This is a genomic window from Leptolyngbya cf. ectocarpi LEGE 11479, assembly GCF_015207065.1.
In the GTDB taxonomy this organism is placed as follows: Bacteria; Cyanobacteriota; Cyanobacteriia; order Phormidesmidales; family Phormidesmidaceae; genus Leptothoe; species Leptothoe ectocarpi.
In genome coordinates this window covers 1-10,598 of sequence record NZ_JADEXP010000225.1, presented here as the reverse complement: position 1 = coordinate 10,598, position 10,598 = coordinate 1, and the positions used below count along the sequence as shown (strand labels likewise).

Here is a 10,598-nt window from a genome sequence, read left to right as displayed (position 1 = left end):
GTTTGGATCAGTCTCCACGCTTGGAGAACGTTGGGATCAAAGAGAAAGTTGTGGTCAACGCACAGCTGCACCTTATTTTTTTGAGCCGCGTCGATCATGGCGTTCGCATCGTCCATGGTGAGCGCCATGGGTTTCTCAACGAGAACGTGACAGCCGTGGTCCATCGCCTGGATGGCTAGCTTTGCATGGAGAGAGGGCGGTGTCAAAATATGGACGACATCAGGACGTTGTTCTTCCAGCATTTGCTGCAGATCCTGATAGACATGATTGACTTTAAACTGGGCTGCGATCGCATCCGCTTTCTGCCTATCAACATCTACAATACTCACACTTTCCACCCGGTCGTGCTGAGTGATCGTCGGCAGATGAAATGCTGCTATCGTTCCACAACCCACAACGCCTACTTTCATACGATCTCCTTACCGTTCTGACTAAATTTGTGACTAACAATAATGGCTACACTTAGGCAATTAAACGACCAATTCTTGATAAATTTCCCTAAGTCGCTGCTGTGAATGAGAGATATCGTAACTCTGGCAGATATGCCTTGCCTGATTACCCATTGCTTTGGCCAGCTGTGGATTTTGGAGTAAGAAAATTATCTTCTCAGCCAGCTGGGATACATTGTGGCAGGGTACCAAAAAACCTGACTCTCCATCATTGATCAGGTCTGCCATAAAGCCAACTGGGGTGCCCACAACCGGTTTACTCAAATTCATCGCTTCTAACAGCGTGAGCGGCCCCCCTTCAAAAATAGAGGGAATTGCCACCACGTCTGTCAGCGCCAGCAGCGCCGGTACATCTCGACGCAGCCCTGTAAAAATGACGCGTTCTGACACACCTTCGGCCTGGGCAAGCGCCTGAAGTTTTGTCAGGTCGGGACCATCGCCAACAATCAGAAACCGCGTGTTGGGAAATGCTTGCAAGATAGCAGGAGCGGCCTTGAGCAAGTAGGTCTGCCCTTTTTGGACATCAAGCCGACCGACGGTGCAAATCACTGATTCCTCGACAGTAATGCCGAGCTGTTGTCGGATAGCATTTATCTGAGCTGGAGGCGGGGCTTGAAACTCATTTAAGGGAATGCCAATGATCAGGGTTTCCAGTTTTTGGCGGTTTTCCTGGCGCACGGTGTGCATAAACTCGTACACCTGAGTGGAGACAGCTAGGGCCTTAGTAGTGAGTGGCGACAGGAGTTTATCAACAATCGTCTGATAAATTGGCTGTTTGGGCAGCACCGCATGCTCATGAACAATGTTGGGCACCCCCGTCAACAGACTGGCTATACGCCCAAACGTTGTTGCCCCGTAGCCATGAAGATGTAAGATATCAGGCCTTTCATAGTTAATCAGCCGCAGGATCCCCGTTAACGTGGTCGGAGAAAATTTGCTTTTACTCAAAAAGACGGTTGGGATACCTTTCTGATTGAGAATGTCGCCTGCTGGTTCCGGGCTCCGCAGACTGCAAACCATAAACTGAAACTCTTTTTTGTCGAAGCGCGGTATCCACCACTCAATCGCCTTGGTGATGCCATGGACACCGGAGCCAGACACACTAAGCTTGTCAATAATGTGCATCACTCGAATCGGCGCACTGCTGGCACCTGTTTGGCTAGGCTGATGAGGGGTATGATGTCCTGCGATTGACAATGTCATGGAATGGCCTCTGGCAAAAAGCTGGAAATGAATCGAGGGAAAGGCTCCGGATGTCCTATGGAATGCCGGTATGCCCGACCACCGCGCTGCGAATCTTTTTAACGGTGGCAGGTACGCCTGCGACCACCGCATAGTCTGGCAAATTTTTGGTCACCACAGCACCTGCTCCGACAATGCAGCCTTGGCCAATCTGAACACCATCTAGAATAATTGCCCCGGCTCCAATCCAAACATCATCCCCAATGACCACACGGCCTCGGGTATATACCCCCTGGTCCATCATCGGTATATCCAAACGGCTAGTGACATAGCGGCCGCCACCGATATAGCAGTTGCCTGCAATCAGCACAGACTGACCAATGGTGATGCCACCGCTAGAGGAAATAATCGTGTTACAGCCGATATCTGTTCTATCGCCAATGGTAACCGCCGCCGTTTTGCCTTGAATCACGCAGTTGCGAGAAACAATCACCTGATTACCCAGGGTCATACCTGCACCACTGGCATCTAACAGGCTGTAGTCGTCGATGGCAACGCCGTCTCCTAGGGTGATCCGGCCAGGACATCGCAGAGTCAGTCCTTTCCCAAAAATTGCTCCGGAGCCCACATGCTTAAACAGCTTAGGGTAGAACTTCTTTCTGAGTACATAGCCCAGGCTGCCGGATAAATCTCCAAAAAAGAACGTCAGTAGCTCATAAATAAGCAATGACAACAGGTTGGTATTTCCTAATACTTTGGCCTGATACCGGGCCAAGGCTGAACCACTGCTAAGTTGTTCGCTTAACGGGACCTTGTCAATCCGTTTTGAGTCAGGAGAAGAGACCATAATCAGATAACGCCAGTTGCTTGGGAGATGCCTGCTGCTTTGTTGTGACTCAGCCAGCCATGGTCTAGATACCACTGGGCCAGTTCAGTCAGACCTTCTTGGTCCCCATGGCTAGGAACAAAATTGACCAGCCGCTGCATTTTGCTGGTGTTAAAGGAGCGATCTTTGGTGTAAAACGCTAAGCGCCGTCTGTAAATGGGAGGCTCAATACCGAGAGGACGGAAAATCAGTTCGCAGAGATCCCCCAGGGCAAACAAAGGACCCGCCGGCAAACGGATAAACCGGGCTGGAACCTGATAGTAGCTGCTGATTAGATTGACCATTGCTCGAAACGTCATGGCCTGCTGGCTACCACAAATAAAGACCTCACCCACGGCCCGAGGATGGGTAGCCGTATGAATAAAAAAGTTAGTTAGATCGTCCACATGGATAAAGTGCAGCAGGTTGCTGCCGTTGCCAATGGCGGGCACCCATCCCCCCATGGCCATCTTATAAATCTTGAGTAGTCGTTTCTCGCCAGGGCCATAGATACCGGCGGGGCGAACCACCGTGATGGGCAGTCCCGTTTGTTGGCCAAATTCTTGAATCCAACGTTCACCCTGGAGCTTGGTTTCCTGATAAATATCCCCCGGCTTGAGCGGACAATTTTCATCCCCCGGTGGCTCGTCGACATGGCCATGGACCCCAATGGTGGAAACATGAACAAACCGACGAAAATCAGGTTGTGCTAAGGCGGCTTTGGCCAGTAGCTGGGTGCTGACAACATGGACATTGTGATAGCCAATATCCGGTGATTTGGCCTCCCGAAACGGGGTGACCATGTGAAAAATGTAGTTAATGTTTTGGGTGGCAGCGGCCACTAGCTCTGGATCAAATACATCTCCTTGAAACCATTGAATGGGTAGGCCGTCAAAGGGTTTGAGGTTAGACGATTTGCGGGCAATGGCGACGACGTCCACACCCTGTTCGAGCAGCTTTTTGACTAGGTTAGAGCCGGTAAACCCTGTGGCACCCGTGATCAGGGCGCGACTGCCAGTGGGGAGATGGTAGTGAGCAGTTTCCATAAACGTTTGCATAGATAAGCGGGACTGGCCCTAGGATTATTCAAATTTGGTGATGACGGGGGAGCCGAACAGTTTGGTCAACCCTGTGAGTCGCGGGGCGAGTTCCAGACCTGAGGAGAGAGTGGGATTGCCCAGAGTACGGTGGAGCACCATGGGCCAGAAAAACTGGGCATAGCGCTGGCGTTGTCTCCAGCCCAGGGATTGACAAAAGTTGGTAATGTCTGGCTCCTGGTAACAGATAAAGGGGCGAGTGTTGCCTTCTAGTCCTTTTTTGAATTTGAATAGGGCGGGCGCGATCGCATTTACACTACGCACCGTTGGATAGTCCACCATCACCGCCCGAGAAGCCACTCGGGTCAGCTCCTTGAGAAATTCCTGCCACCGGGTAACGTGGGCTAGAAACCGATAGCTAATCACTACATCAAAAGCATTGTCGGCATAGGGCATATCAAGCACGTTGCCCACATCAAACGCGCACTGCCCTTGATCCACATAGGTCTGAATTCTGGCCTTACACTCCGCTGCGCTGCCTAGAACCGTGACTTTATAGCCCGCTTCAATCAGGGCCTGGGTGAGCTGACCATGGCCGCCGCCTACATCTAGCACCCTGGCCTCGGGATAGGGGGCCAACATCTTTAAGGTGGCGGTTTCTTGCACCTGCAGTAGCCACTGCCCAATGGCTCCCGCAAAGCGGGTGGCATAGTCTTCAGAAGAGGTTTCGATATCGGCGGTTTCAGGAAACAACGTATTGAGGGCTGGGCTGTTCTCCATGGCAGGGGAGGATGGGAAATTTGGTATAGACGGAGAACTGGGGGGCTTATTGAGTCTTAGGGCCGTCTGGTTGCGCACAAACTGCCACGGGGTTTCTAAAGCACCATAGGGCTGCCAGCGGACTGCCGGATCTAGCAGAGCGGTTTTGAGATTCTGGCCCAGTGTGTTCTCGTCTAATGCGCCCGTGAGCATCAACCCAAACTTGCCGGGGCGACGGACTTCAGCTTCTAGGGGCAGAGGATCAGTCCCCAGGAGGAGGGGTCGCTGCGTTTGGGAAAAACAGGGGGGCTGTGGCCAAAATTGAGGCCGACCGCTGTTGTCCCCTAGAAAAATCGGTGACTGGTGCTGTAGCAGACGGGTGACCAGCTGTCCGCGTTTACCGACCCATTTGCCCACCCCCCAGGGCAGCACGACAATACCACCGGCTGCTTGAATGGCAGCGATGGTGTCTGCAGCAGAGAGACCGTCGGGGAAGGTGCGATCGCAAATTAAAGCCAAAACCTCCAGCTTTTCAGCCGTCACTACCTGCCGCCCTGCCATCACATAAAGTGCTCTACCCCGGTCATCGGTAACCTTGAGCGTATACGATTCTGCGGTGGCAAAGATCGTCCAGGGACTAGAGGGGACCAGCTGTCTGCCGACGTGGTCTGAGAGCGCTTTAAACCAATTATGCGGGTGGCTTTCTGTTAGCAGCAGCACTCCCGTAAAGCTTTTCTGCGCACCTACTTTAGCGGCCTGGGCCTGAAAGTTTTGCCAGGCTGATGCTAAAAATGTATCGATGTCAAAACAGTCATAAATATGCACATGGGCGTCAATGAGAATAGGATGATGACCGCTAGGGGCCGCCCGGCTTAAGTCAGGGCTTTTTAAGGAGTTCATATAGTTAGCACGGATAAAAAGAAGTTAAATCAGGCTACAAAGGCATCCTGTTTTCGTCGTTCAGGGTCTGTTTTCGACGCTGGTGCTTATAGCTCGTCCATTGGGAGATTCCCCACAACAAAACCACCGTATAAATCAGCTCAAAGCTTAAAAAGCGCACATGAATTGAGTCAAATAGACCGTGGGAATGATGGACGGCTGGGAATAGGACAATTGTTGATTGAAAATGGCTGTCGCTAATGGGCCACAGCAGAGGGATGCCGGTTCCTCCCTGGGTCAAAAAGTCCAGCAATAAATGGGACCCGTAAAGCGTCAGGGTCAGCAGCAAGGTGGGCCGATATTTGAAGCTAGTGCGGCGAGCAATAACGGCGCTGACTACCCCGCTAAACAGCAGGGCAAAACCTAAGCTATGGGTAAACCCGCGATGGGTATTGACGCTGGTAACCAGCTGAGGAATAAAGTCAAAATCGGCTGCGATCGCAACAAAAACAGCATAAAACGCAACGTGCCACATTCGGGACAGCGGGTTAACCCCTTTGGCAATGGCATAGCCAGATACGGCATGGGCAATGGGAGACGGCATCGGTTGGATAAATTGTTAATAAATAACAGTTAAATAATGATTTTGAGATGTGGGTTATTTTTTCACAGCCTCCGAACTAGTGCTGACTCCAAAAGGTTTTAGCTCTAATTGAGTGCGAGCCTGGCTCCAACCCAACTCCTGGGCCATCACCTCCGCACATAAACGCACACTGTTTGAATCAGGCTCACCCGCTGACCCTAGTTTGGTACGACGAAAGATGACATCCTTGAGGGTTTGGGCCATTTCTGCAGCTATGGCATAGCGCACCTGGGCTGTCAGGACCTGGGCCGGATCGTTGACGCCATCGCCAAAGACATCCCCATACTCGCTACCATAGTTGTATACCAAACTCCGAGTCGCCGCAGGAGAAAGCTGGCTATGGCCAACAGCTTGCTGAACAAACTCTTCAACAGGATCAATGGCTCCCCCTATCAGAGGGGTAGTTGCCGAACAAGACGGCGGTGGTGTCTGATCCCGGCATCTAAAGAGATAATCGACAACTTTTTGGGCCACACTCCGAGAGGTGGTGTACTTTACCCCTGTTACCGATAGCAGCCCGTGATGCCCCTCACGGCTGTGGTCTTGAATGCGATAGCGTTTGGCCAGTATGGGTTCACCGTTGCTGGCAACCTCGGTTTGCGGCAGTAGGCCCCCATGGACAAAGGTGACATCGTCTCTGGTCAGTTGGGCTGGGGCATAGGCTTGATTGATCTGCTCCAGCAACGTGTGAATTTCTGTTTCATGGACCTGCCAGCTGTCGGGGTGCTGATCGCAAACGCTATAGAGCGTTCCCACCATAGAGGTACCTCGCCAAGGCACAACAAACAGCATTCTAGATTTGGTTTGCTCGGCTACCTCAGAAGAACTCTTAAAGGCAACGGCATAGGGACTGTCCAATAACGGCTGACGCAGCACTACATTGATGGCCTTGGCAAACGGCTGGGGGGCAGGCGGTGTGGGCAGCTGCCCGAGCACCTGATTGAGCCAGGGACCGCTGGTGTTAATCACGGCGTTTGCCTGAATCTCAAAGCGATTGCCCGTCAGGCGATCGTGAGCGGTGATCCCGCTGACCCGATTGCCTGTTTTTAAAAAGCCAGTAGCGGCTACATAGTTAGCGACCACGGCTCCCGCTTGGGCCGCAGATTTGACAAAGGCCAGGGTGAGCCGCTCAGAATTGTAGACCTGGGCATCGTGAAAGGTTGCCGCTCCGGTTAACCCTGGCCCATCGATACCCGGTACCTGCTGCTGACACCGCTGGCGAGAAAGCATCTGACCAGGGGGAATCTGTTTTTGGGGATCGCTGAGATTGCGGTTGCGATCGCAGCTGATCCAATCATTTAGCTTGAGCGCAACAAACATCGCCTCTTTGCCCTTCAGACCATGCCCATAAATCGGCACCAGCACAGGCAGAGGATGCACCAGGTGAGGGGCAATGCGCATCAAAATCTGTCGCTCGCGGATAGATTGTCTCATCCGCCTGATATCAGCGGTTTGCAAATAGCGTAAACCACCATGGATAATCTTTAAGCTGTTAGCCGATGTTGCCGCCCCAAAATCAGACTGGTCGATGAGAGCCACCGACAGCCCCCGTAATGTTGCTTCCCAGGCTACACAAGCTCCCTGAATCCCTCCACCCAGGACCAAAAGATCAAACCTTGAATTAGATAATGCCTGTAGGTCTCTTTGCACCGTACTCGGACCTATTCAAACGAAAGATTAGAGGGCTGTATATCCCCTACCAGCTGACCCTGAAGCCAGTCATACAGGCCGATCAGCTTAGCAGAAAATGCCTCATACGTATGCTGTTTAGCAACCAGTGCTTGGGCCTCAGCCCCCAGACGTTCCCTCAGATCTGGGTCTTGAATCAACGCCAACATTCCTTGGGAAAATTCCTGTGGGGTCGGCATAGCCAACCAGGCAACCTGACGATTAAGCACCTGAGTATGGGTGGGTAAGTCAGTTGCGAGCAAAGCCTTACCACTATCTAGATAGGAATATAGCTTCATGGGTGTATTGTTACCCTGCACCCGTGGGGATACCAAAATATCAGCCTGGGCTAGATAGTGAGCCAGTTCCTCAACAGGGCGCTTACCAATAAAATGAACATAAGCGTCAATGCCCAACCGCTGAGAGTGGTGCTGGTATTGGGTAATATGCTCAGACGCACCTCCAATAATGACCAATCGTGCTTCACGGGTCTCGGTTAGAGCAAGCTTAAAACTATCTAGAAGTAAATCGATCCCCTGATATCGCTCTAAATTACCCACATACATCAGTAGGGGACCTGTGATGTGATGAGTGCTTCTTAACTGAGTCAACTGCATTGGTAAAAGCCCCTTTTTTAAAAGAATTTAATATAAGCAGAACAAAGCAACCCGCTTTAACGAGATTGGCTCAGCAGCGAGATATCAGGAATAACAACGACTTTCTTCCCAGGACTGTAGCGTTGTACCTCAGTTGCTAAAGCGCGACAGACTGGGATCACAGCTTCAGCATTCTTCACAGCAGCACCCTCAAATATCTCCAGAACAGCCTTAAAAAAAGCTAAACCAGGATATTTATCGATGAGCTGTCCCACAAGGGATGAATCCATGTCATAGACATAGGGAATGCCAAAGACCTTCTTGATAAACAAAGCGATAAACACAGATTCTTCCCCAGCATGTACTAGATCGTAGCAACCGGTTCTAACTAGCTGAATAGCCTTGATAAAAACAAACAGATCGCAGATTAGCTTTTTACCAGAAAATCCCGGTCTAATATTTCGAGTAAATTTAAAGGATGGAGTGCGATAAATCTTAACATTGGCATAATATATATCCTCACCTTCAGCAAATGTGACAACATCTACGACTTCACCACGACTTGAGAGAACCCGTAATACTAAATCAACCGCAATGGGAGTGCCTCTAGCCTGATAAAAAGGATGTGGAGCAAGCATTAAGACGTTCATTGAAACTCTTCTATGCTCGTTTTTTTGAATTCACTCAAGCTGGTAGAAAGGAAATAGTTTCTACAGAGTTGCTATATCGACAGCAGCAAAAGATAATCTACTGTCGTTAATCTATTTTTGTTGCAGTGTATACAGACAGAGAACAGAAGTTGACTCTGATCTCAGCTGAATTCATAACTTCAAAACGTTAATCAAGCCAGTTTCTATCTGGCCAACACAACCCAGGACAACCCCAGCCCCATCGATATAGGAAACCTATCGTACCGATGAGTCTTAGTGACTTTCTCAGCAAGTAGGCTCGAATATATCGGGATCTACATAGGTTTATCAAGATTTTGGTACCCTACATCATGTAATATCCACATTTAGAAGGCTTTATTAAAGATTATGTGAGCTTGGCTTGAGCCTCTGCATATTAGTTTTGGATCTGTTCCAAGCAATTGTATTGTCGGCCTAAGGGGGCAATACAATGGTGACCGTATTGAGGTCAAGTTTTTTCCCTGAAACCATGACAGCGTTTTGCATTTTGTATCACACTGCGATCGCTACCCGTCATCTGTGACCCAAGGCATATCGATAGAGAAGGTTGTTCCTATACCTACCTGACTTTCTACCTCAATTTTGCCGCCATGAAGTTCCAAACATTTTTTGATAACAGCTAATCCTAAGCCAGTTCCTGAAAATGATTTAACATTTTCACCTCGGTGAAATGATTCAAACAGATGCTGCTGGTCGGCGGCGGGTACTCCTATACCTTGGTCACTGACTTGAAACTGGGTGTGGCCCTGCTCACCCCAAATGGTGAGTTGAATGTTGCTCTCCTGGGGTGAGTATTTGATCGCATTGGTTAACAAACTCATCAACATAGCCCTTAGCAGTCGTTCATCTAGGCAGGCCTGATCGCAGCTACCCTGCTGCTGTACTAAAATATGATGCTGTGACTGGGTGTTAAACTTAACTTCTTCGACTAAGTGTTCACAAAAAGACTGCAGATTAATAGTTTGAGGGTTAAACTCTAGTTTGCCAGCTTCAGCTCTAGTTAGTAGCAAAATATCAGACAGCAGCTGGGCCATGGTCTTAGCCGCCGACTGAATACGCCTGAGGTTGCGGGAGCGTTTTTCTTCAGACCAGGCGATATTGCGATTATCTAACAGCTGTGCTGAGACTAAAATGGCGCTTAAGGGCGTTCTTAGTTCATGGGATGCGAGCGAGAAGAAATTGAGTTTAAGATCGGTGAGTTCTTTGGCTTGTTCAATTTCTTTATAGGTAGTTTCCATCTCCTGACGACGGTTGAGCTCATCTGTGAGAATCTCTTCTGTGCTTTGCAACTCATCTGTTTTTGCTTGCAGTTGCTGAGTGAGCAACTCTGCTTCAAGCTGTTGTGCCAGCAATGTCTTTTGATGTTGATGGAGGGATTGCATCAGCCAACCGTACAAAATTCCTAAGCTCAGAACACCCAGGCTCGCGACCAGACCGGTTAACCAAAGATTATTATTGATGCTTACGCTGGTGTCGGCCATGTCCCACTGCCGTTCGACGCTGCCCTCGTCCAATAGGGCTTGCAGGGCCAGATGGGCATCTACTCGAACTTCGCTGCTTTGTTGAGCAATGTCTAACTGCTCTGGCAGATCCAGCTGTCCATTTTCATATTGCTCAATACTCTCTTCTAAAATTTTAAGGTGAGTTTCGGTCGCGATCTGTAGACGTTCCAAGGTCTCTCGATAGACTAAATCCTCTTCAAAGGCAGCGGCTTGTTCGTCCTCTAAACTTTGATGTACTGTGTCAATTTCTTGGATGTAGCTGCTGATTAGCTCCGCCTTTGTCTGATAGCGTTCTAAGATTTCGGTATCCCCTGTATTTAGATAAGACC

10 protein-coding genes are annotated in these 10,598 nt (G+C 49.9%); all 10 read right to left on the bottom strand.

Annotated features, from left to right (window positions below):
* Positions 1-410: Gfo/Idh/MocA family protein (locus tag IQ260_RS20470; RefSeq protein ID WP_193994944.1), on the bottom strand; the 410-nt coding region annotated here is incomplete at its 3' end.
* A 60-nt stretch (positions 411-470) separates the two neighbouring features.
* Positions 471-1,652, bottom strand: coding sequence for a glycosyltransferase (locus tag IQ260_RS20465; RefSeq protein WP_228016302.1), 1,182 nt, complete (start codon positions 1,650-1,652; stop codon positions 471-473).
* Positions 1,653-1,707: 55 nt separating this feature from the next.
* On the bottom strand, positions 1,708-2,478 hold the full coding sequence (locus IQ260_RS20460; protein ID WP_193994943.1) for an acyltransferase: 771 nt from the start codon (positions 2,476-2,478) through the stop codon (positions 1,708-1,710).
* A gap of 2 nt (positions 2,479-2,480) precedes the next feature.
* Positions 2,481-3,554, bottom strand: coding sequence for an NAD-dependent epimerase/dehydratase family protein (locus IQ260_RS20455; protein ID WP_228016301.1), 1,074 nt, complete (start codon positions 3,552-3,554; stop codon positions 2,481-2,483).
* A 24-nt stretch (positions 3,555-3,578) separates the two neighbouring features.
* Positions 3,579-5,192 carry a class I SAM-dependent methyltransferase gene (locus IQ260_RS31170; protein WP_228016300.1) on the bottom strand — a complete coding sequence of 538 codons (1,614 nt, stop codon included), beginning with the start codon at positions 5,190-5,192 and terminating at the stop codon, positions 3,579-3,581.
* A gap of 34 nt (positions 5,193-5,226) precedes the next feature.
* Positions 5,227-5,775, bottom strand: a complete 549-nt coding sequence (locus IQ260_RS20445; protein WP_193994942.1) for a metal-dependent hydrolase — start codon at positions 5,773-5,775, stop codon at positions 5,227-5,229.
* Positions 5,776-5,829: 54 nt separating this feature from the next.
* A complete protein-coding gene (locus IQ260_RS20440; RefSeq protein WP_193994941.1) occupies positions 5,830-7,464 on the bottom strand; it encodes a glycerol-3-phosphate dehydrogenase/oxidase in 1,635 nt (544 codons plus the stop codon).
* An 11-nt stretch (positions 7,465-7,475) separates the two neighbouring features.
* A complete protein-coding gene (locus tag IQ260_RS20435) occupies positions 7,476-8,099 on the bottom strand; it encodes a glycosyltransferase family 4 protein (RefSeq protein ID WP_193994940.1) in 624 nt (207 codons plus the stop codon).
* A 56-nt stretch (positions 8,100-8,155) separates the two neighbouring features.
* Positions 8,156-8,728 (bottom strand): glycosyltransferase, encoded by a 573-nt coding sequence (locus IQ260_RS20430; RefSeq protein ID WP_193994939.1) that lies wholly within the window; start codon positions 8,726-8,728, stop codon positions 8,156-8,158.
* Between the two features lie 545 nt (positions 8,729-9,273).
* On the bottom strand, positions 9,274-10,598 hold a 1,325-nt coding region (locus IQ260_RS20425; protein WP_193994938.1), incomplete at its 5' end, for a sensor histidine kinase.

Coding starts and splice junctions, on each gene's coding strand:
- IQ260_RS31170 (WP_228016300.1), bottom strand. CDS start 5,192: ATGAACTCCTTAAAAAGCCCTGACTTAAGCCGGGCGGCCCCTAGCGGT.
- IQ260_RS20435 (WP_193994940.1), bottom strand. CDS start 8,099: ATGCAGTTGACTCAGTTAAGAAGCACTCATCACATCACAGGTCCCCTA.
- IQ260_RS20460 (WP_193994943.1), bottom strand. CDS start 2,478: ATGGTCTCTTCTCCTGACTCAAAACGGATTGACAAGGTCCCGTTAAGC.
- IQ260_RS20455 (WP_228016301.1), bottom strand. CDS start 3,554: ATGCAAACGTTTATGGAAACTGCTCACTACCATCTCCCCACTGGCAGT.
- IQ260_RS20445 (WP_193994942.1), bottom strand. CDS start 5,775: ATGCCGTCTCCCATTGCCCATGCCGTATCTGGCTATGCCATTGCCAAA.
- IQ260_RS20430 (WP_193994939.1), bottom strand. CDS start 8,728: ATGAACGTCTTAATGCTTGCTCCACATCCTTTTTATCAGGCTAGAGGC.
- IQ260_RS20465 (WP_228016302.1), bottom strand. CDS start 1,652: ATGACATTGTCAATCGCAGGACATCATACCCCTCATCAGCCTAGCCAA.